We start from the raw sequence: 21,650 nt of genomic DNA on the forward strand, positions 1-21,650 counted from the left end.
GCTGCCATCGGGACAGCGGCGATATACGTCGTCATTTCCGGCGCATATCGCGCGTTCGTGAAGGGCGTCACGAGCCATCCCTCAGTCCTGCGTGTCGTAGAAGAGACGATCCATCACCTCACGGCAGCGCCGCATCAGCAGGAGCATGCGGTTTTCGAATTGCTGCCCCCAGTGCGCGGGATGCCCGAGATAGACGGCGATACCGCCAAGCGAATAGCTGTCATCCGGGAGGATGTCCGCCTGGGCCGCCCTGCCGGACCATAGATAGTTCCCGTTTCGCGCCCCGGTGCAGGCCCTCCACCCCTGTTCGAGGATGTCGGCGTCCTCAGCGTCGATCAGCCCCAGCTGTTCAAGGGCGTGAAGCGCGGGAATCGTCTGCGTGGTGTGCAATTCATCATGCATGCCCGCATGCTGGAGCTGCATCAGCTGAACCGTCCATTCGACGTCGGAGAGTCCTCCTTTGCCCAGCTTCAGATGGCGGTCACGTCGCACCCCACGCGGCAGGCGCTCGGCCTCCATACGCGCTTTGAGGCGACGTATCTCACCGATCTGGCTTTGGCTGATCTCCGATCGTGGGTATCTGATCGGATCGGCGATCTGTGTCAGGAAGTCGTGCGCCAGCGCTTCGTCGCCCGCGGCATAGCGCGCCCGGAGCAAGGCCTGGTGTTCCCATACGCTGGACCACATCGCATAGTATTCCCTGCATGAGTCGAATGAACGGATCAGAGGACCGTTCTTGCCTTCGGGACGCAGATCCATATCGAGATCGATTTTCGGTTCCACCGTCGTCGGGCCGGAGACGACGCCTCGCAAGTCATCGATGACGGCCTTCGCGAAACGGTTCGCCTCAAGATCGTCAACGCCTTCGTTTGGCCGGTATATGGCGATCACGTCGGCATCGGAGCTGAAATTCACCTCCCGCCCGCCGTACCGTCCCATCGCGATCAGGCTCACCGCCGCCACGGGAACGGAGCCGTCCCTGTCTTTCATCTGTCGTCTGAGCGACCATCGCAGGGCCGAATCGAGTATCGCGTCGTAGACCTTCGTCATCCCCTCAAGGCAGGCGTCATCGTCGAGTGTGCCGCTCATCCATGCAAGTCCGATGCGTTCGATTTCATGCCTGCGCATGGCCCGTATCGAATGGGCGTATTCCTGTGGCCTGTCCGCGAAACGTTCGCTTGCCGAAGCCGTTTGGGTGTCGAGGCTCTCCCTGCTTCGCGCGCCGAGTTTCGCATCATCCCCGAGCCAGGTGACCGATTCGGCGGATTTGTTCAAGGCATCGAGCAGGAAGCGGGAATTCGCCAGAACGTGGCATAAGCGCTGGGCGGCCGAGGGTGAATCCCGAAGAAAACCGAGGTAGTTGCTGCCCGACCCGAAGCGTTCCTCCAGACTGCGCCAACCAAGCAGACCCATATCCGGGTTCTGCCCTTCACCCAGCCATTCGAGCACTGCGGGAAGAAGGATCTTGTTGATCTTCGCCGCCCTGGATACGCCTGAGGTCAGTGCCTGCACATGCCTCATCGCGTTTTGCGGATCCTGGAATCCGACGGAGGCGAATCTCACCAAGGCTGCCTGAGGGCTCAGGCTGATTTCATCCTCGTTCAGTTGGGCGTTGATCGGCAGCATCGGGCGGTAGTAGATGTCCTGATGCAGTCTGCGGACCTCGCGTCGGGTCGCGTCGAAACGTTCCACTAGTTCATCGGCATGCATGCCGAGGCTCCGGGCGAGCCTGCGCAACTCGATATTGGCATCGAGGGCATCGCGGTTCAGCTCCCGGGATCGTTCGATGCCTCCGATGCTGCCCGGGCCGAGATCCGGGAAGAGATGGGTTCGCTTGAGCGACCACATCTGCCTGCGGTGTTCCAGCACGCGTTCGAAGCTGTAGTCCCGGGCCAGGCGTTCGGCCTGATTGCGTGAGACGTAGCCGCCTCTGGCGAGGGCGTTCAGGGAATCGATCGTCGCTGTGGTGCGCAGGGATTCATCCGATCTGCCGTGCACCAGCTGGAGCATCTGGACGGTGAACTCGACATCCCTGAGCCCTCCCTTGCCGAGTTTGATCTCCCGGTCTTTGAGCGGGGCGGGAATCAGACTCTCGACGCGTTTGCGCATCTGCTGGCAGTCATAGACGAAATTCTCCCGTTGCGAGGCCTTCCATACGAACTGCTGCGCCATATCGTAGTAGGCTTTTCCCAACTCCCGGTCACCTGCCACGGGGCGCGCTTTCAGCAAAGCCTGGAACTCCCAGTTCTGGGCCCATTGCTGGTAATAATCCTGATGGGATTGCAGGGTTCGGACCAAAGGTCCGTCCTTGCCTTCGGGACGAAGTGCGGTGTCGATCTGCCAGAGCGATGGCTCCCGAACCCCGGGGACCACCGATTGGCACACTTTCTGGAGTATGCTCGCCAATTTGCTGCCGGCTCGCACCAGCTGCTGGTGGTTCTTCGAATCCTCCACCGGCTCTACGACGTAGATGAGATCCACGTCGGAAACGTAATTCAATTCCCGTGCCCCGAGTTTGCCCATGCCGATGACGGTGAATCGGCAATCTTTGGCCTCATCCACCACTCCACGGGCCACGGCGAGCGCGGCTTCCAGGGCGGCTGAGGCAAGATCGGAAAGCGCCCTGCTGATCATCGGCTGCACGCTGACCGGGTCGGAAGCCGTGGTGTCCCGTGCCATGATATGCGCGAGTGTGCGCAGGTACTGGGCTCTGAGATGCGTCGTGCCGTCGGCGAGCGAGAGACGGGACACGGGAAAAGCTTCGGTGGCATCGTCGGCGGCGACGGCCGCGAGCATATCGGATCGCATCGTTTCCGCCGTCGGCAGCGCCTCTGATGAGGCCGCGCATTCGAGCAGGTCCGGTCTGGTGCGCATCAGCACACCCATGACCTCCGAGGCTCCCAGCACGGACACCAGCGTGGCCCAGGACCGCGGATCGGGAAGCAGATCATGCAGGTACACACCGTCGTTGTGGAAGGATTCGCGGATCATCGTGAGATGCTGCAGGGCGATGTCGGGATCGCATACACGGGTCAGTGCTTGGAACAGGGCATCCATGCAGCCTTCACTCATCCCCGCCGCCCGCAACGCGGCAAAGCCTTCCCGAGCCTGGGCGAGATCCTGGAATCCGACATGTATGAGTGCCTGCGAACTCAGTTGCTGTGCTTGTTCTGCCATGCATCAAATGTAGCTCACGAATGCCACGGCGGACCGGGTATGGTGACAGGCGCGGATTCAGTCATCCCTGCCTGTGGCCGGATCGTCGCCTGTTGCCCGCTCCTCCTCCGCCTGGGACCTGCGTACGGCCTGCATACCCGAAACCGCCTGATGCGACGTATGCAGGATCACGACGAGCAGGCATGCCGAGAATATGAGCGTGGGCCACGAAAGCAGGCTCCCGTCCTGCATCGATTCGTACACTGATTGGATAAGCCATATGCCGCATGCCAATGCGGTCATGGCATACAGTTTCGCTTGTGCCGATGTGCTGAGTTTCATGGCATCTCCTTGCCGTGTTCTCTGAGTGCTGCAATGGGTCTGTGACTGTTCGCTTCGTTGGATGCCGTTGAGGGTGTGACGGGTCGGACGCCGAGTCCGTCAATCCCGCCACACCCTGCGTGCACGATGGTGAGCGATCAGCTCTTCTTGCGCTTCGACATGATGTCGATGGCCACTGCGACCAGCAGCACCAATCCCTTGATGGTTTTGACGATTGCCGTGTCCACGCCCATGATCGAGAGTCCCTGGTTGATCACACCCATGACGAATGCGCCGACGACGGCACCCGGGATCGTTCCTATACCGCCTGTGACGGCTGTCCCGCCGATGAAGCAGGCGGCGATGGCATCCATCTCGAACTCCATGCCCGCCTGGGCGGTCGCGGAGGCGAGACGTGAGAGCATGCAGACCGCGGCCACGGCCGAAAGGAATCCCATATGGATGTACAGCGTGAAGTCGACCCTTCGGGAATCGATGCCCGAAAGGATGGCCGCCTTACGGTTGCCGCCGACCGCATAGACGTGACGTCCGAATACCGTTCGTGTCAGGATGAAGTTGTAGACGAGAACGAGAACCGCCACGATCACCAGCATGATGGGGGTACCACCTTGGTCCGCGTTTCCGGAGGAGGCCAGGAGGTAGGTGACGAAGGCGATGACGACCGATGCGATGACGATTTTCCCTATGGTCAGGCTCATCGGTTCGGTGGCGAGTCCGACTTTGGCCGCCTTGCGTCTGCGGGAGATCTGCGCCCAGGCGAAGGCCGCGATGCACAGCAGTCCGAGCACGATGGTCAAGCCGTCGAAGGGCCCCCAGAACATCAGGATATTGGGCAGGTAGTTCCTCGCGATGCCTCTGAACGCGGATGATGTGATCGGTACCGATTCACCGACGATAACGGTCGCCAGGCCACGGAATATCAGCATGCCCGCAAGCGTGGTGATGAATCCGGGAATGCCGACATATGCCACCCAGAATCCCTGCCACACACCCACCAGCAGTCCGACGACCAGGCTGACGACGATGGCGAGCACCCAGTTCATCCCCTGCCGTTCCATCAGCAGCGCGCATACGCCGCCGATGAATGCGACCAGCGATCCGACCGAAAGGTCGATATGCGTGGCGATGATCACCATCACCATGCCTATCGCGAGGATGATGACGTAGGCATTCTGCTGGATGAGTGAGACGAAGCTGTTCGGTTTGAGGAGCACTCCCCCGGTGAGCACTTCGAATACCAGCACGATTACGATAAGCGCGCCCACGATGCCGTATTGGCGGGCATTGCTGGCGATGGACGAGAGCATGCCGACTTCTTTGTCTCGCTCCGATTTCTTTGGTTCAACGGTTGCGGATGTCATCGCGCCGTCACCTCCCTTTCCTTGGTCATGCCCCTCATCAGGTATTCCTGGGTGAAGGCTTTTTTGGGTACATCATCGGTGATGCTGCCCTGGCTCACGGTGTAGATCCTGTCGCAGATGCCGATCAGCTCCGGCAGCTCGGAGGAAATGACGATAACCGCCTTGCCTTCATCGGCCAGATGGTCGATGATTTCGTAGATCTCATATTTCGCGCCGACATCGATGCCGCGTGTGGGTTCGTCGAGAATCAGAATGTCGGGGTTGGAGATGACCCATTTGGCCAGCACCACCTTCTGCTGGTTGCCGCCCGACAGAGTGGATACCGCGACATCGATGTTTCTGCACTTGATGTTGAAGTCCTTGCGGTACTCCTCGACCTCTCGCCTCTCGACGTTGCCGTCCATCACACCGTGCCGGCTCATCTTCCTGAGCGAGGCAAGCGCGGCGTTCTCACGGATGTTCTGCAGCAGATTGAGGCCGAACACCTTGCGGTCCTCCGTTGCGTACGCCAGACCGGCGTCGATGGCGGATTGCACATTCGGCATCTGCACGGCTTTGCCTTTGACGAAAGCCTCTCCCGAGATATTGCTGCCATATGAGTGGCCGAAGATGCTCATCGCCATTTCGGTCCGACCTGCGCCCATGAGTCCGGCCAGTCCGACGATCTCTCCGGAGCGCACGTAGAAGTTGGCATGATCCATCACCACACGCGAAGCGTCCAGTGGATGATGAACCGTCCAATCCTTGACGCGGAAGAGCTCCTCACCCGGCTTCGAATCATGATCGGGATACATATTCGTCAGTTCCCGGCCCACCATCTTCCTGATGAGTTCATCCTGGTCGAAGGGTGTCTCAGGCGAGATGATCATGTCCCCCACCGTCGAGCCGTCCCTGATGATGGTGACCGCATCGGCGATCGCAGCGACCTCATTGAGCTTGTGGGTGATGATGATGCTCGACACCCCGTGCTCGTCCCTGAGTTGCCTGACCAGATGCAGGAGATGTGCAGAATCCTCGTCGTTCAACGCGGCCGTCGGTTCATCGAGGATCAGTAGTTTGACGTCCTTGGAAAGCGCCTTGGCGATCTCCACCAGTTGCTGCTTGCCCACGCCGATATCCATGATTTTGGTATCGGGATCCTCGGGCAGCCCGACCCGTTTCATCAGCCGATCCGCTTCCACGCGTGTGGCGTTCCAGTCGATGACGCCTCCCGCGGAGCGTTCGTTGCCCATGAAGATGTTCTCTGCGATGGACAGGAATGGGCTCAGTGCGAGTTCCTGGTGGATGATGACGATCCCATCCGCTTCGGAATCATTGATGGTGTGGTATTTGCACTCCTTGCCTTCGAAAACGATCGTTCCGGAATAACTGCCATAGGGGTATACCCCGGAAAGCACATTCATCAGTGTCGACTTACCGGCCCCGTTCTCGCCGCAGATCGCGTGGATCTCTCCGCGGTCCACCGACATGTTCACGTCGGTGAGCGCTTTGACCGGGCCGAAGGTCTTCGTGATTCCTTGCATCTGCAGGATTGTCTCAGTTGCTGACATCACGTCACTCCTCTTCTTGCTCTGCATGACTGCCCAGGCGGGCCGCCGCGGCGCATATGCCGCCGCAGCCCGTGGGATCATGGCTTACTTGGTCAGCTGGTCGAATTTGTCCTGCGTGACATATCCGGCTTTGACCAGATCGCTCAGATTGTCCTTGGTGATGCTCACCGGATCCAGCAGCTTCGAAGGCACCTCGATGGTGTTGTTGTTGAACTTGCCGTTGAGCCCGGTCACTTCCTTGCCTTCGGCGATTTCGATGATCATGTCGTATACCGCGTCCGCGAGGTCGTTGACGTTCTTGAATACCGTCTGGCCTTGCAGTCCCTGGCTGATGTTGGCGACGGCGATCTCCATGGCGTCCTGACCGGTCATGAATGGCCAGCTATCGGTGCCCGGCTGCATGTCAGGCCGCTTCGACTGGATCGCGTTGATGACGCCTTGCGTGATCCCGTCGTAGGGGCTGAGCACCGCGTTGAGCTTTTGGCCTTGGGAGTATGTGGAATCAAGGATCGACTCCATATCCTTCTGGGCCTGCTCGGTTTTCCAGGATTGCACCGAGATCTTCTGCCAGTCGTCGACTGTGAAGTCCTTCGTCACGCCTCCGCCGTGGTTCGACGGTGAGACCAGCACTCCCGATTCGAAATACGGTTGCAGCAGATCCCACGCGCCCTTGAAGAAATACTTGGCGTTGTTGTCATCGGGCGAACCCGTGAACAGTTCGATGTTGAAGGGGCCTTTGGCTCCGTCTTTGAGACCCAGCGAATCGATGAGGTAGTTGGCCTCCAGAACGCCGACCTGTTCCAGTTGGAAGGTCGCATAATAATCAACGGCCTTGGTGTTCATGATCAGACGGTCGTAGGCGATGACCTTGGTGCCGGCATCGCGGGCCTTCTCGACCGCTGGCCCGACCGCCGTGCCGTCCTTCGCGGCGACGACCACGATCTTCGCGTCATTGTTGACCATGTTCTCGATATCCGAATTCTGCTGTGCGGGCTTATCGTCCGCAAAGGACAGGATGACCTTGTACCCGGCATCTTCAAGCTTGGCTTTGAGGTTGTTGCCGTCCTTGTTCCACCGTTCCTCGGACTTCGTCGGCATCGAGATGCCGATCGTGGCGCCTTTCTCCAAGGATGAGGACTCTCCCGTGGATGTGCCCGAACGGGTGCCGCCGCAGGCGCCCAGCCCGACCACCATGGCGAGGCCCGTGGCCGCAGCCAGGACTTTGACCATCCTTCTACCTAGTGTTCCACCCATTGCTTTCATGCGTTCTCCTTCTTCATTGAGGGAAGCGGCGGACTGCCTTGTCCACCAATCTGATCTCTGATTCAGATGTGTTTATCACTATACAGTCTTGTGTTCAAGTCTTCAACTCAATAAGCAACAATATTAATGTTTGAATTCATGTCTTGAATATATAAAGGGTGTTTGTTAAAGAAATACCCTATTCATCCCCATTCAGTCGTCATAGGGCTTCACAGCTTGTATGCTAGATTGCTATGACAGCACGATTCTTCGGCTCCCAGTCCTCATTGCGAGAGGCCAACCGGGCTACCTTGCTTAAGACCGTGCGCAACTACGGTGCCATGACCCAGGTCGAACTCGCCGAGAACACGGGCCTGTCCACGGCGACCGTATCCAATCTGGTGCGTCAGCTGGTCGACGAGGATGTGGTCGAAACCAAGGCGACGATCCGCAACGGACGCCGTGCGACCCTGGTGGCGCTCACCCGTCGCCAGGGTATCGGCGTTGGCGTGCACATCGAACGACGTCATATGCGTGTGGTGCTGATGGACTTCGCCAAGGTGGTGCTCTCCGAGCGCGGTATGCCGTTGGCGCTGAACCATCGTCCCGATTCGACCATTGAACGGATCATGGTGCTCATCAAGGAGATGGTGAGCGCGATAGGTGCCGCCATCGACGAAATCGTGGGCATCGGGCTGGCGGTGGGCGCACCGCTTGACTACCGCACCCATGCGGTCGCGATACCTGGGATCCTGCATGGGTGGGAGGGCATGGATCTTACCGCGCCCTTCCGCACCGCATTCAATGTTCCGGTGAATGTGGACAATGACGCCAATGCCTCGGCATTCACCGAAATGCGCATCGGAGCCGCCAACGGCGTCGACAACTTCGTGTACATCCATGCCGATGACGGCGTGGGGTCGGGCATCGTGATCAACGGAAGGCTCCTGCGCGGCATCACCGGCCTTGCCGGCGAGATCGGTCATATACAGGTCGACCCGCTCGGCAGCATCTGCAGCTGCGGCAACCGTGGATGCCTGAACACCGTGGTCGACGAGGATCGATTGGTCTCCCTGCTCAGCGTGACCCACGGGAACATGACGCTTGAGGACCTGGTGAAGATGACCAACGACGCGGATCCGGGATGCCGCCGTGTGGTCTCGGATGCCGCCTTGCGCATCGGCAGCGTCGCGGCCGATCTATGCATCTGCGTCGATCCCGAGATAGTGGTCCTGGGCGGCACCCTGTCCACCACGGGTGATGTGTTCCTCGATCCCTTCCGCGAATCGCTGCAACGGCTGCTCTTCCCCGATGCCTTGACCCCGATGCAGGTCAGATCCGCCGCGCATCCGGTGTTCAACGCGGCGATCGGTGGCGCGCTGATGTCCATCGAGAAGGCGGACAACACCATCGGAATCAGGTCATGACTAGCTCAGAGAGGAGATAACATGACCGGTAATGACCATCAGCCTCTTCTGGAGACCGTGGATGTTTCCTTGCGCTTCGGCTTCATCGAGGCCTTGAAGAACGTGAACCTGACGATCAACCGTCGTGAGGTGCTCGCCGTCGTGGGCGACAACGGAGCGGGAAAATCGACCCTTGTCAAAACCCTCGCCGGTTTTTACCAGCCCAATGACGGGCAGCTGCTCTGGAAATCGGAGCCTGTTTCGATTTCGAATATCCGGGAGGCGAATGAACTGGGCATAGCCTCGGTGTTCCAGGATCCAGAATTCTGCGAGAATCTGGATGTCGCATCGAATCTGTTCCTCGGCAAGGAGAAACGCTCGACCTTCCGAAGAAGGGACGACGAAGGCATGTACCGTGAGGCGAAGGCCGTGCTGAGAACACTCTCCTCGGTGATCCGCATAGGACAGCCGATAGCTTCGCTGTCCAAAGGGCAGCGGCAGACCGTCTCCATCGCGCGCACCCTGCTGAGCGACCCCGAACTGATACTCCTCGACGAACCGACCGCATCCCTCTCGGTGATGCAGACCGCCGAGGTCCTTTCCTACATCAAACGTCTGCGAAGCGAGAACCATTCGGTGCTGATGATATGTCATGATCTTCCCGATGTCTTCGCCGTCGCGGACCGGATCATCGTGATGAGGCAGGGACGCATCAAGGGCGTCCATTACACCAAGGAGACCAGTTACGAGCAGATCATCGCCGAGATCGCGGGCGTGAACGCCAGCGGACAGCCTTTCGAGGATGAACGGCAGACGCAGATCGTCGTCAACAATATGATCGCCCAGCATCACCTCATCGATCGATCGATGAAACGCAATCTGTATGAAACGCAGTGAGCCGAAGGGCTCGGGAAGGGATCAGCATGGAGTATGTGCTATACGCGGGAATCGCCATAGTGGGCGTGGCCATCGGAGTGTTCTTCGGGGCGTTGCCGCTGCGCAGCAGCGAGATGAATGACCGACAGCAGAAGCACTCGTCCTTGGTCGGCATGATCGCCCTTGGTGTGGTCGCGGTGCTGATCATCATCGGACAGGATGCCGCGTCATGGATCGCGATCGCCGCACTGTTCATAGGCTTCGGTGCAGGGAAGATCCCCGTCCTCCATCGCGCGCTCATCCACCGCTGGCCGTATCTCAAGGCCACACCGGGCACGAAAGGCAAAGGTCAGGGCAAAGGCTCCGGCAAACAGGGCCGACGCTAGACGCTAACCATCATGCCCCCTGCGGGCACGCCACGAACGGCATACCCGATCCGGATGCGCCACTTGCCATTGCGGTCTTCAGCGTTCGAAGAGGGTGTGCGTATTGTTCCAGATCCGCCGGGTCGTTCCCGCGTGATTCATCGTATAGAGGTGGATGCCGTCGACGCCCCGGGCCAGCAGGTCGCTGATCTGCTCCGAAGCGTAGATGATCCCGGCCTCGCGAAGGGACTCCTGGTCATCCCCCCCAGCGATCCAATATCCGAGTAAGGCCTTCGGGTATCCTCGAACCGCACATCGAGACCATACGTCTGATCTGGGCCGCGCTGGTGACCGGCATTATCCCGGCCTCGACGGGAACGGTGATCCCCGCCGCACGGGCCTTGTCGATGAAGTTCAGAAAGTCGGCGTTGTCGAAGAACAACTGTGAGATCAACCGCTCGGCACCCGCGTCCACCTTGGTCTTCAGATGACGGATGTCCTCGTCGAGGCTTGCCGCCAGCGGATGGCACTCCGGGTAGCAGGCTGCGAAGACCTGCATATCCGGCTTGTGCTCTCTGATGTAGGTGACCAGATCGCTGGCATGGTCGAATACATGGGCGGGTTCGCGGTCGGGAAGCACATTGCCGCCCAAAGCCAGAACAGCGGATACTCCTGCGGCCTCGAAAAGGCCGAGTTCCTCGTCTATCGTCTGCTGATCGGCGTAGAGCGCCGTCAGATGGGCCACGGCCGGAATGCCGTATTCGGCCTTGACGGTGTGCGCTATCCGTGCCGTGACGGTGCGATCCGATTGTTTGCCGGTGCCGTAGGTCACCGAGATGAAATCGGGGTCGACGCCCTGAAGACCGTCCAGGGTGTCATAGATGGTTCCCACCGGGGTATTGCGCTTCGGTGGGAACACCTCCAAAGAGAACATCGTGGAATGCAACTCAGTGCCCCAGACGCGCACGCACGGCCTTCGCCGCAGCGACCATATGCTCAAGGCTCGGCCACGTTTCGGCGTTGCCTCGTGTTTTGAGACCGCAGTCAGGATTGATCCATACGGACGAGGCGTCCATCTTGTCCAGGATGTTGCCGATGCGTTCCTCGATCTCCTGCTGTGACGGGATGCGCGGTGAATGGATGTCGTATACGCCCGGACCGGCCTCAGTCTCGAAATGAGCATCCTGGATGGCGTCAAGAACCGTGAGATCGGAGCGTGAGGCTTCGAAGGAAATCACATCAGCGTCCATCGCATCGATGTCACGGATGATGTCGTTGAATTCGGAGTAGCACATATGCGTGTGTATCTGCGTCCCGGGCTTGACGCCGGAATGCACCAGACGGAAGGCGGGTATGGCCCAATCGAGGTACTGCGCATGCCAATCGCTTTTGCGCAGCGGAAGCTTTTCACGCAGAGCCGCCTCGTCGATCTGGATCACCTTGATGCCGGCCGCTTCCAGATCAAGGACCTCGTCACGGATGGCGAGTGCGAGCTGGGTCGTCTGCTGCTCGTGGGTGATGTCTTCACGTGGCCAGGACCAGTTCAGAATCGTCACCGGACCGGTCAGCATGCCTTTGACCACACGCTCTGTCCTCGATTGCGCATAGGCGCTCCAGGCCACGGTGATCGGCTTCGCCCTGGAGACATCCGACCATACGATGGGGGGCTTCACGCAGCGGGTGCCATAGGACTGCACCCAGGCGTTCTTCGTGAAGAGGAAGCCATTGAGATTCTGACCGAAGTATTCGACCATGTCATTGCGTTCGAACTCGCCGTGCACCAGCACATCGAGACCGATCGCCTCCTGCTTCGCCAGCACGGCATCGATCTGCGATCTGATGAAGGCGTCGTACTCCTCCTGGCTGATCTCACCATGACGGAGCTTCGCGCGTTCCGCGCGGACCTCCTTCGTCTGGGGGAAGGAACCGATGGTGGTCGTCGGCAGCACGGGAAGATGGAGTTCCTCGCGTTGCAGGCGCTGGCGCTCACTGCGCGCAGGCTGACGGTTGAGTTCATCCTCGGTGAGTGCGGCGATACGACTGACCACGGACTCATCCGCCGTCACACGTCGTCCGTCGAAAAGCGATTGGTTGCGCTTCAGGCTTTCGGAAGCCCTGCGCTCCTCGTCGCCTGCATCGGCGAGATCGGCGATCTCCTTCAGTTCATCCAGCTTCTCCACGGCGAATGCGAAATGACGGCGTACCTGCTCGTCCAGACCATCCTCGTTCGCCACACTGAAGGGAACGTGGAGCAGTGAGCTCGCTGTGGAGACCGCGACGCGCGACGTGACCTTGCGCACGGCGTCCAGGATGCCGAGACTCACCGCATAATCATTACGCCAGATGTTGCGTCCGTTCACCACTCCGGCGAATATCGTGGTCTGCTCCGGCACACCGAACTTCGCCAGGGCCGCAAGATTCTCATCCTTGCCTTCGACGAAGTCGAGACCGATGCCGTCGAAGCCCAGCAGCGCCAGGGTCTCATAGGAATCGCCCACATGACCGAAGTAGGTCTGCAGCAGAAGTCGAACGCTGCCTTCCTGCGCACGCCGTGACGGCAGGATCTTCGCATAGAGGCTTTTGAAGAGCTCGATATCCCCGCGTTCCTTGTCAAGAACCAGATAGGGCTCGTCGAACTGCACCCAGTCCGCGCCCAATGACGCGAAACGCTGCAGCACCGAAGCGTAGGCCGATGCCACCTGATCGATAAGACCACGGTCGATGGCCAACGGAGCGCCTTCCGGACGACGGGCCAATTTAAGGAAGGTATAGGGGCCGATCAGCACCGGCTTCGTCACGATACCGAGCGCCTTCGCCTCCTCGAACTCACGGAAGGGTTTATCCCCGGCCAGTGTGATGGATACCGAATCGTCGATTTCGGGAACGAGGTAATGGTAGTTGGTGGTGAACCACTTCTTCATCGGCAACGCGGTGACGTCGCCCTTCTCCCCCTGATACCCGCGGCCCATCGCGAAAAGCGTGTCCTCGGGTGAAAGTGCGAGACGCTTGTATCGTTGCGGAATCGCGCCAAGCAGTATCGAAGTGTCCAGAAGCTGGTCGTAGTAGCTGAAGTCATTGCTGGGGATCAGCCCAATGCCGGCTTTCCGCTGGATGTTCCAATGGCGTTCGCGAAGCCCTTTGGCCGTGGCCTTCACGTCATCGATGCCGTGCTTGCCTCTCCAATAGCCCTCGATGCTTTTCTTCAGCTCCCGATCGGAACCGATGCGGGGGAAACCGACTACAGATGTGGGCACGGACATGAAACCTCCAATGGATGATAGGCGACTGTTGAAGACTAGCAAAACACTGAAGGAACAGAGTAATCAGGCGGATTGATGTGTCGCTATAAATCCGATTGATACATACTGCGGGGCGATGGCCTCTTCCGTGACGGGACCGGGTGGCCGACGACGATGCGCCCGCCCCATCACGGTGCCGGGAATCAGAAATCGTGGGGGCCGAGGACGGCGAGCAGGGTGCCGCTATGCACCTGCCATTCCTTGAAGGGCTGGTCGGAAGCGAATATCGCGATATTGGCGGGAGACATGCCCAGATTCAACAGATCCAGCAGTGCGGGGTCGGAGTCCGATGTGGCGAGCCATTGGCAGCTGATGGATACCGTCGGTTCATGGCCGAGGACCATCAGCACCTTGCGTTTGGTCTTCGTGGCCTGGAGTTCGTCGAGAACGGACTGGACACCGCCCTCATAGAGGCTTTGACGCATATCGACCTTGGGTTTGTCCCCGAAGACCTTGAGCATGCGCTCCAAGGTCTGACGCGCCCTATCCGCACCTGAGCAGGCTATACGGTCAGGCATCAGATCCATCGACATCAGGCCTTTGGCGACGGTTTTCGCCTGTTTGGCACCCTTTTCCGTAAGCTGCCTGGCCCGGTCGTCGACGCTGCCGAAGGCATCCGCCTTGCCATGCCGCATGACCACCAGCACATACTCATATGAATGGGCCCGCTTCGCCACTTTGCTGATCTTCACACCCATACCGCGTACCTTTCAACGGCCGGCACTGCCCCGGTCACTTCTTCGGATCGTCTGGTGCGTCGTGCTCGATGACGCTGCGTTGATGGTCAAGATCCCTGATGACCTTTCTCAATTTCCTATCGGAGATATCCCGAAGCTCCAACGCCTCGAACGATTCACGAGCACCCTCACCATCAACATCAGTATACGTGTCTTTGGACCCACGCTCACGCCTGCGCAGGGCCGGGGATCCCTCTGTCATCGCGCGCGCGATCACCAGGAAACCGGTGTGGGCGATCATCTGATGATCGGGACGCACCGAAAGCCCCTGCGCCTTCCAGCTGCGCTCCAAAGTCTCATCGATCGTGGGTTCCGTCCAACGCTCCGAATCCCTGAGTGCATCCGCCAAACGACTCATCTGCGTGGTGGTGGTGATATAGCAGGTGAGCACACCACCGGGTGCGATGACCCTTTCCACCTGATCCAGGCGGTTCCAGGGATCGAGCATATCCAGCACCACGCGGTCGAAACTGTGCTCCTCCAAGCCGGCCGCGACGGAATCGAAGTCTCCCTGAAGCAGCTGCCACCATTGCGGCTCGCCGCCGAAATACACCGTTGCATTCGCCTGCGCTATCCGGGCGAATTCAGGGCGAAGCTCGATCGTGGTCAGCGAACCCCGCTCACCCACAGCGTCGAGAAGATGGATGCTGAGGGATCCCGAACCGGCTCCGGATTCAAGAACCCTCATCCCGGTGCGGATGTCACCGAGACTCAGCACCTGGGCGATATCCTTCGGATACATGATCTGGGCGCCCCTCGGCATCGAAAGGACGTAATCGGCCAGACGAGGCCTCATCACCGCATACTGCCATCCGCCGATCGCCCTGGCGGCCTTCCAGGGCTTGCGCCTGTCGTCATCCGTGGCCTCGCGTTTGGTCGTTGCGGTGACGATGACGCTCCCCTCGCTCAGGCCGATCACATCGTCATGCCGGATATGGCCATGCGGGGTCTGGATGACGGCACCGTGCTCCAATTGGGTGGTGATCATATTCCCTTTGCGATCGGAAAGCTGGACCTTTTCCCCAACTTCCAGAGGGCCGCGCAGTGCCATGTCTTATCCTTCTCCGCCCAGACCTTCGTGCTGGTCACCGGCTGCATCGCAGAGGTGACCAGCACGAAGTGATCCGAGCTGTCAGAGTGAACCGCCATCGGTGTCATCCGATGCCTGTGTGAACTGTGAATTATACAGCGTGGCATAGGCGCCGTTGAGGGCTATCAGCTCGTCATGCGAGCCCTGTTCGATGATCGAGCCGTGGTTGACCACAAGGATCAGATCGGCATCGCGGATCGTCGAGAGCCGGTGCGCGATGACGAAGCTGGTCCTGTTCTTGCGCAAGGCGTTCATCGCCTGCTGCACAAGCAGTTCCGTTCTCGTATCGACCGAACTGGTGGCCTCATCGAGGATCAGGATGTCCGGATCGGAGAGGAATGCACGGCATATCGTCATGAGCTGCCGCTCCCCCTGGCTCAGTTCCGAACTGTCCTCGTTGAGAACCGTATCGTAGCCTTCGGGCAGTCTGCGTATGAATTCATCCACATGGGTCGCCTTGGCGCCCTCAAGCATCTGCTCTTCACTGAGATGACGGCCTTCCGGCACGCCATACAACAGGTTGTCGCGCACCGTGCCATCGAAGAGCCAGGTGTCCTGCAGCACCATGCCGAAATGACGGCGCAGGCTGTCTCTGGTCACGGTGGAGGTGTCCACACCATCGATGGTGATGGCGCCGCCCTGGATCTCGTAGAAGCGCATCAGCAGATTCACCAGGGTGGTCTTGCCCGCACCGGTGGGACCGACGATCGCGACCGTCTGACCGGGCTTCGCCTGAAGGGAGAGGTTCTGGATCAGCGGTTCGTCGGGTCGATAGGAGAAGGAGACGTTGTCGAAGCGTACATGCCCTTCGACGGTGCCGCCTGTGAGCTCACCAATCTCATGGGCATCCGCGGGATCGGGCCGCTGCTCCTCCTCGTCCAGGAATTCGAAGATCCTCTGGCAGCTGGCCAGGGAGCTCTGCAACATGGTTCCCATCGAGGCCAACTCGCCGAGTGGCTGCGAAGACTGCCGGGAGTACTGCGTGAAGGCTTGCAGGTCACCCAGGCTCAAGGTGCCGGAGAGCACTTTGACACCGCCGAAGATGACGACCAGTACGAAACTCAGATTCCCGAAGAAGGTCGTCACCGGTGTGACCAGGGATGAGAGGAAGGAGGCCTTGAATGACGCGTCGTACAACTCGCGGTTGCGCCCTTCGAACTCGGCCTTCGCCACATCCTGCCTGCCGTATGACCGCACGATCATATGACCGGAGAACATCTCCTCCACATGGCTGTTGACCTCACCGGTCTTGGCCCATTGGGCGATGAAGTTCGGTTGCGTCTTCTTCATGATGAAGCCCGCGCACAAGCCCATCACCGGGATGATGATGAAAGCGATCAGCGTCAGCAATGGTGAGATGGTAAGCATCATGATGAAGGTGCCCACCACCATGAACACCGAGAAGAACAGTTCGCCGAGGATCTGCTGCAAGGTCTGCGAGATGTTGTCCACGTCGTTGGTCGTACGGCTCATGACCTCGCCGCGGGGCGTTCTGTCGAAGTACTGCAGGGGCAGACGGGACATCTTGTCTTCGATCTGCGCCCTCATCCGGAACACCGCATTCGAGACGACTCGTGTCATCAGGAAGTTCTGCACGAGCCTGAGCAGGATCGAAAGCAGATAGATCGCGATGACGATCAGCAGGATCGTGCCGAATTTGGACCAGTCGATGCCTTCGCCGACCTTGACATCCATCGATGAGATCATATCGGCGAGAGAACCCTGTCCTCTCGCATGCAATGCGGCGATGACCTGTTTCATCGGTGTTCCCTTGGGCACGCCCTGCTTCTGCAGCATCGTGCCGAGGATTCCGGAGAAGAGCACATTCGTGGCTCTTCCGAGTATCTTCGGGCCTAACACGATCAGGCCCACGGAGATCATCCCCGAAACGACCATGATGCCGACGCGGATTTTGCTGGCCAGCAGATAATGCAACAGGCGTTTGATGATCTTGCCCGTCTGGCCCTTCTTCTGCACTGGGATGGCAGCGGGCATTCCTGAAGCTCGTGACATTATGCTCCCCTCCCGTCCAGGCTCAAGGTCTCCACATCAGGACCCAAACCACCTTGAGATTCAACGATCTGCTGGTATGTGGGACATGTGAGCATCAACTCGTCATGCCTTCCTCTGCCTACGATCCGACCTGACTCGAACACGAGTATCTGATCGGCATCACGTATCGATGTGGCTCTCTGCGCCACGATGATCTGGGTCGCATCCCGGGTGACGGGAGCCAGGGCTTCACGCAACTTGCGGTCCGTGGCGACGTCAAGCGCCGAGAAGGCGTCATCGAAGGTGTAGATCTTCGGATGGCGCAGAACGGCGCGTGCGATGCACAGGCGCTGCTTCTGTCCTCCGGAGAAATTCGTACCGCCCTCCGAAACCGGGGCGTCGAGTCCCTGGGGATTCTCGCGCACGAACTCCTCCGCCTGCGCGATCCGCAGGGCGTTCCAGATGTCGTCATCCGAAGCGTCTTCGGCACCATACAGCATATTGGAGCGGATGGTGCCGGAAAACAGGATGGCCTTCTGCGGAACCTGGCCGAAGAGCAGATTGAGTTCCGCGGGATCGTATTCACGGACGTCATGCCCGTCGATAAGCACCGAACCGGAGGTCACGTCGAACATTCTGTTCATCAGACGCAGCACCGTTGATTTTCCCGAACCGGTGGACCCTATGATGGCCGTGGTGCTGCCGGGTTCCGCGGTGAAGGAGAGATCGGCGAGCACCGGATCGTCCGCACCGGGATATGAGAAGCCGACGTTTCTGAATTCGACCTTCCCCATCGGTGACTCCACGACGTAGGGATGCTCGGGTGCGGTGATGCTGCTCTTGGCATCCATCACCTCGTTGATGCGTTTGCTGGCGACCGATGCACGCGGAACCATCACCATCATCATGGCGGCCATCATCAGACCGATGAGGATGATCATCAGATACTGGATGAATGCCTGCAAGGAACCGATCTGCATACCGCCTGACTCGATGCGTTTGCCACCGAACCACATGATTCCCACATTGGAGAGATTGATGATGAAGAACAGCAGCGGGATCATCATGCTCATCAGACGACCGGTTGACATCAAGGTGTCATACACCTTGCGATTGGCGACGTGGAATCGTTCGGCCTCACTGCGCTCACGCACGAAAGCCCTGATGACGCGCACACCGCTGATCTGCTCGCGGACGAGCTTATTCACCGCATCGAGCGTGCGTTGCATCCTGCCGAACAAGGGGCCCATCTGGGACATCAGAATGCCCGCCACCAGCAGCACCACTGGCAGGATGACCGCCAGGGACCAGGTCAGCGGCCTATCCTGTCGGAATGCGAGAATCAAACCACCGATGAACTGCACCGGTGCCTGAAGCACGATGAGCAGCACCTGCATGGTGGTCATCTGCACCTGCTGGACGTCATTGGTCGTCCTGGTGATCAGGGAACCCGCGGAGAAACGCTCCACCTCCTGCAGGCTCATATCCTCGACGGCGCTGAAGATATCGCGACGCGTCTCATAGCCGAGCCTCATCGCCAGACGGGTCGAATAGTAGACCGCGACGAGATTGGCGACGATCTGCACCAGGGAGATCCCTATCATCTGGAAGCCGTAGCGATAGATGGCATCCTTGTCCCCGGCCGCAACCCCGTTATCAATGATGTCCGCCTGAAGATTAGGCAGATACAGGTTCAGCACGGTCTGCGCCACCTGGAACACCACCAGTATGGTGACCTGTATCCAATACGGCCTGAGGTATTTGCCCCATAGTCTTAACATTCATCCTCCACATACCTACGAACAGGCGCAGAGCCCCCGGCTCAACGCAAAACCTGACCAAGGGTACTACCTTGGAGATTCAACTCATAACAAGAGAGGGCAAAACAGCCCATTCTCAGCCAACCGTGAACGCGCCACCGAATCCCGTCACCGACGGCCCCAACCGTGACCTGCTACACCGCGAAGGCGGACCAGCGCCCATCCTGCCGTGAAACGTGCAGAGGAATCCCGAACACGCTGCTCAGACGCTCATCGGTGAAACCATGCTCCAGATCGCCCCGGTACACGATGGTCCCCGGTTTCGGATCGGCACCGGATACGGCGTCCTGGTGGGCGGCCGATTCGTCACCTTCGATGCGTCCCATGATCGCCACATGATCGAAGCCCTGGGGTATCTCCTCAAGTCGATGCGTGACCAGCACCACGGCCTTGCCGCCCTCATCGGCCCCGATGCGGCTTAATGCCCGGATGGCGAGTTCCCGTCCTCCAAGGTCAAGCCCCGTGGTGGGCTCATCGAGGATCAGGAGCTCTGGATCCGCCATCAGCGCCCGGCATATCAGAATACGCGTTCTCTCACCCTCCGAGAGCTTGAACATCTGTTTGCCCCGCAGATATTCGACCCCGAACCGAGTCATCAGTTCCAGCGCCCTGCCGTATTCCTCTGGCGTATAGGAGTCGCGCCACCTTCCGGTCGTCGCGGTGAGTGCGGTCACGACGACGTCGAGGGGATCCTCTTCCGGTGGAAAGGCGCGTGACAACTCCGCCGACGACAATCCGATGCGGTTGCGGTAGGAGAAGACGTCGACCTTGCCCAGACGGTTACCGAGGATCTCCACGCTGCCTTCGCTGGGGAAACCACGGGTGCTCATCATCGACACCAGGCTGGATTTGCCGATGCCGTTGGGGCCGAACAGCACCCATTTCTCACCTTGGGCGATACTCAGATTGACATCGGTGAGTATCACACGGCGCTGCCTGCGGAATTCGACACCCCTCAGGTCGAGCGCCCGCCGTGGCTCAGCCTTCACGGCTTCGGCGTGATCCCCGTTGCCGACTTGATTCATCTTCTGACACCTTCGCTTGGTAGTCGATTACACCCTGCATCAGCTCAACGCCGGCCCAAAGCCCTCCGATAGACGGCGATGGTCTCCTCCGCGATGCGCTCCCATGAGAAGTGGTCACGGGCACGCTCGTATCCTGCCTTGCCCATGTCCTTCGCCCGTTCCCGGTCCTCGAACATCGCATCGATCGCCCCGGCCATGTCGTGCACGAAGGCATCGGGATCCGTGGGCGTGCCTGTGCCGTCATGAAGCTGCTGCAAAGGCACCAGGGAGCCGGTCACACCATCCTCCACGACCTCAGGGATACCACCTGTGGCACTTGCCACCACGGGCAGGCCGCACGCCATGGCCTCAAGATTCACGATCCCCAGGGGTTCATAGATGCTGGGGCAGATGAAGACGTCGGATCCGTGCTCCAAGGCGCACAGCTCGGGACGCGACAGCATCTCCTCGATCCAGATGATATTGCCGCGCTCCTCCTGGAGCTGGGCGAAACCCGACTTGACTTCGGCGGCGATCTCGGGGGTGTCCGGGGCTCCGGCGCACAGGACCACCTGGATATCGGGGGCGATGAGGTGCAGGGCCTTGAGCAGATACGGCAGACCCTTCTGCCTGGTGATCCTACCGATGAACAGCAGTGTCGCCTTGCTCCGATCGATGCCGTAGCGTTCGAAGACGCCCCATGCCGGATCACCGTCATCAGGACGCACGAAGTCATCCATCGTGATGCCGTTGTGAACCACGTCGACCCGTTCCGGATCGACCTTCGGATACGCGCTCAGGATGTCCTGTTTCATGCCCGCGGAAACGGCGATGATCCGATCCGCCGACTCGTAGGCATCACGTTCCGCCCAGGAACTCAGCTGATAGCCGCCTCCGAGTTGCTCCGCCTTCCACGGGCGGAAGGGTTCCAGACTGTGCGCGGTGATGACCAGGGGGATGTCGTGCAGTTGCGCGGCCAGGCGCCCAGCCAGGCATGTGTACCAGGTATGGGCATGCACCAGGTCGGCATCGACGTCCCGTGCCATCAGCAGGTCAACGCCGAAGGTCTTGAGCACGGTGTTCGCGTCCGACAGTTCCTTCGGGACGTCGTAGCCCTGAACATCCAGGGATGGGAGTGGTCCGTCCTCCCCGCTCCGTTCGGAGGGCGATCGTGGGCCGTCGAAGGCCCTGACGGTGACATCGATACGGGAGGCGAGGACCTGAGACAATTCATCAACGTGTACGCCAGCTCCGCCGTAAACATGCGGTGGGTACTCGCGAGTCAGCAAATCGACCTTCATAGTGTGCCTTCTCTCTCTGCATTATCGCAGTCGCTTGTATTGCACAGTCATGTCGTACACAGGTGTTGTCTCACACGGTCGCATCCCAAGGCAATCGCATCGTTCACAA

The 21,650-nt window shown here is 59.6% G+C and carries 15 protein-coding genes and 1 pseudogene; 3 read left to right on the plus strand and 13 right to left on the minus strand.

The genetic code is table 11. The annotated features are described in order from the left end of the window. Positions 1-81 precede the first annotated feature (81 nt). From BPSY_RS08195 to BPSY_RS08215, 5 genes are all read right to left on the minus strand, one after another. The gene (locus BPSY_RS08195; protein ID WP_033496328.1) at positions 82-3,177 is read right to left on the minus strand and encodes a bifunctional [glutamine synthetase] adenylyltransferase/[glutamine synthetase]-adenylyl-L-tyrosine phosphorylase; all 3,096 of its coding nucleotides are present in this window, start codon (positions 3,175-3,177) and stop codon (positions 82-84) included. Positions 3,178-3,234: 57 nt separating this feature from the next. After that, positions 3,235-3,498, minus strand: a complete 264-nt coding sequence (locus BPSY_RS08200; protein ID WP_033496326.1) for a hypothetical protein — start codon at positions 3,496-3,498, stop codon at positions 3,235-3,237. Between the two features lie 137 nt (positions 3,499-3,635). Beyond that, positions 3,636-4,859 (minus strand): multiple monosaccharide ABC transporter permease, encoded by a 1,224-nt coding sequence (mmsB, locus tag BPSY_RS08205; RefSeq protein ID WP_033496324.1) that lies wholly within the window; start codon positions 4,857-4,859, stop codon positions 3,636-3,638. Continuing rightward, the gene (locus tag BPSY_RS08210; protein ID WP_033496322.1) at positions 4,856-6,409 is read right to left on the minus strand and encodes a sugar ABC transporter ATP-binding protein; all 1,554 of its coding nucleotides are present in this window, start codon (positions 6,407-6,409) and stop codon (positions 4,856-4,858) included. Before BPSY_RS08210 ends, mmsB begins: the two co-directional genes overlap by 4 nt. 84 nt (positions 6,410-6,493) lie before the next feature. Next, positions 6,494-7,639: a substrate-binding domain-containing protein gene (locus tag BPSY_RS08215; protein ID WP_033496320.1), complete on the minus strand. Its 1,146-nt coding sequence runs from the start codon at positions 7,637-7,639 to the stop codon at positions 6,494-6,496. A gap of 266 nt (positions 7,640-7,905) precedes the next feature. On the opposite strand from BPSY_RS08215, the gene BPSY_RS08220 reads away from it, so the two are divergent. Genes BPSY_RS08220 through BPSY_RS08230 form a run of 3 tightly spaced genes read left to right on the plus strand, consistent with a single transcriptional unit; the run spans position 7,906 to position 10,319 of the window. Continuing rightward, complete coding sequence (locus BPSY_RS08220) at positions 7,906-9,078, plus strand: ROK family transcriptional regulator (protein ID WP_033496318.1); 1,173 nt, start codon at positions 7,906-7,908, stop codon at positions 9,076-9,078. Positions 9,079-9,099: 21 nt separating this feature from the next. Continuing rightward, entirely contained in the window at positions 9,100-9,954 is an 855-nt protein-coding gene (locus BPSY_RS08225) for an ATP-binding cassette domain-containing protein (RefSeq protein ID WP_033496316.1), read from the plus strand. Positions 9,955-9,980: 26 nt separating this feature from the next. Then, positions 9,981-10,319: a hypothetical protein gene (locus tag BPSY_RS08230; protein ID WP_033496314.1), complete on the plus strand. Its 339-nt coding sequence runs from the start codon at positions 9,981-9,983 to the stop codon at positions 10,317-10,319. Positions 10,320-10,397: 78 nt separating this feature from the next. On the opposite strand, the pseudogene metF reads toward BPSY_RS08230, so the two are convergent. The 8 genes and pseudogenes from metF to glgA all read right to left on the minus strand — a co-directional run bounded on the left by metF (position 10,398) and on the right by glgA (position 21,541). Beyond that, a pseudogene (metF, locus tag BPSY_RS08235) lies at positions 10,398-11,244 on the minus strand (methylenetetrahydrofolate reductase [NAD(P)H]). Between the two features lies 1 nt (position 11,245). After that, positions 11,246-13,558 (minus strand): 5-methyltetrahydropteroyltriglutamate--homocysteine S-methyltransferase, encoded by a 2,313-nt coding sequence (metE, locus tag BPSY_RS08240; RefSeq protein ID WP_033496312.1) that lies wholly within the window; start codon positions 13,556-13,558, stop codon positions 11,246-11,248. 182 nt (positions 13,559-13,740) lie between these two features. Next, entirely contained in the window at positions 13,741-14,295 is a 555-nt protein-coding gene (locus tag BPSY_RS08245; protein WP_033496309.1) for a SixA phosphatase family protein, read from the minus strand. 34 nt (positions 14,296-14,329) lie between these two features. Then, positions 14,330-15,385 (minus strand): tRNA (adenine-N1)-methyltransferase, encoded by a 1,056-nt coding sequence (locus tag BPSY_RS08250; protein ID WP_033496307.1) that lies wholly within the window; start codon positions 15,383-15,385, stop codon positions 14,330-14,332. An 81-nt stretch (positions 15,386-15,466) separates the two neighbouring features. After that, positions 15,467-17,437: an ABC transporter ATP-binding protein gene (locus BPSY_RS08255; RefSeq protein WP_033496305.1), complete on the minus strand. Its 1,971-nt coding sequence runs from the start codon at positions 17,435-17,437 to the stop codon at positions 15,467-15,469. Continuing rightward, a complete protein-coding gene (locus BPSY_RS08260; RefSeq protein WP_033496303.1) occupies positions 17,437-19,197 on the minus strand; it encodes an ABC transporter ATP-binding protein in 1,761 nt (586 codons plus the stop codon). Before BPSY_RS08260 ends, BPSY_RS08255 begins: the two co-directional genes overlap by 1 nt. A 173-nt stretch (positions 19,198-19,370) precedes the next feature. Further along, positions 19,371-20,261 (minus strand): ABC transporter ATP-binding protein, encoded by an 891-nt coding sequence (locus tag BPSY_RS08265; RefSeq protein ID WP_051921857.1) that lies wholly within the window; start codon positions 20,259-20,261, stop codon positions 19,371-19,373. Between the two features lie 44 nt (positions 20,262-20,305). Further along, a complete protein-coding gene (glgA, locus tag BPSY_RS08270) occupies positions 20,306-21,541 on the minus strand; it encodes a glycogen synthase (RefSeq protein WP_033496301.1) in 1,236 nt (411 codons plus the stop codon). Positions 21,542-21,650 lie beyond the last annotated feature (109 nt).

This window comes from Bifidobacterium psychraerophilum (assembly GCF_000741705.1).
In the GTDB taxonomy this organism is placed as follows: domain Bacteria; phylum Actinomycetota; class Actinomycetes; order Actinomycetales; family Bifidobacteriaceae; genus Bombiscardovia; species Bombiscardovia psychraerophila.

Coding starts and splice junctions, on each gene's coding strand:
- metE (WP_033496312.1), bottom strand. CDS start 13,558: ATGTCCGTGCCCACATCTGTAGTCGGTTTCCCCCGCATCGGTTCCGAT.
- BPSY_RS08265 (WP_051921857.1), bottom strand. CDS start 20,261: ATGAATCAAGTCGGCAACGGGGATCACGCCGAAGCCGTGAAGGCTGAG.
- BPSY_RS08225 (WP_033496316.1), top strand. CDS start 9,100: ATGACCGGTAATGACCATCAGCCTCTTCTGGAGACCGTGGATGTTTCC.
- BPSY_RS08230 (WP_033496314.1), top strand. CDS start 9,981: ATGGAGTATGTGCTATACGCGGGAATCGCCATAGTGGGCGTGGCCATC.
- BPSY_RS08250 (WP_033496307.1), bottom strand. CDS start 15,385: ATGGCACTGCGCGGCCCTCTGGAAGTTGGGGAAAAGGTCCAGCTTTCC.
- BPSY_RS08220 (WP_033496318.1), top strand. CDS start 7,906: ATGACAGCACGATTCTTCGGCTCCCAGTCCTCATTGCGAGAGGCCAAC.
- BPSY_RS08210 (WP_033496322.1), bottom strand. CDS start 6,409: ATGTCAGCAACTGAGACAATCCTGCAGATGCAAGGAATCACGAAGACC.
- mmsB (WP_033496324.1), bottom strand. CDS start 4,859: ATGACATCCGCAACCGTTGAACCAAAGAAATCGGAGCGAGACAAAGAA.
- glgA (WP_033496301.1), bottom strand. CDS start 21,541: ATGAAGGTCGATTTGCTGACTCGCGAGTACCCACCGCATGTTTACGGC.
- BPSY_RS08215 (WP_033496320.1), bottom strand. CDS start 7,639: ATGGTCAAAGTCCTGGCTGCGGCCACGGGCCTCGCCATGGTGGTCGGG.
- BPSY_RS08245 (WP_033496309.1), bottom strand. CDS start 14,295: ATGGGTGTGAAGATCAGCAAAGTGGCGAAGCGGGCCCATTCATATGAG.
- BPSY_RS08260 (WP_033496303.1), bottom strand. CDS start 19,197: ATGTTAAGACTATGGGGCAAATACCTCAGGCCGTATTGGATACAGGTC.
- BPSY_RS08200 (WP_033496326.1), bottom strand. CDS start 3,498: ATGAAACTCAGCACATCGGCACAAGCGAAACTGTATGCCATGACCGCA.
- BPSY_RS08195 (WP_033496328.1), bottom strand. CDS start 3,177: ATGGCAGAACAAGCACAGCAACTGAGTTCGCAGGCACTCATACATGTC.
- BPSY_RS08255 (WP_033496305.1), bottom strand. CDS start 17,437: ATGTCACGAGCTTCAGGAATGCCCGCTGCCATCCCAGTGCAGAAGAAG.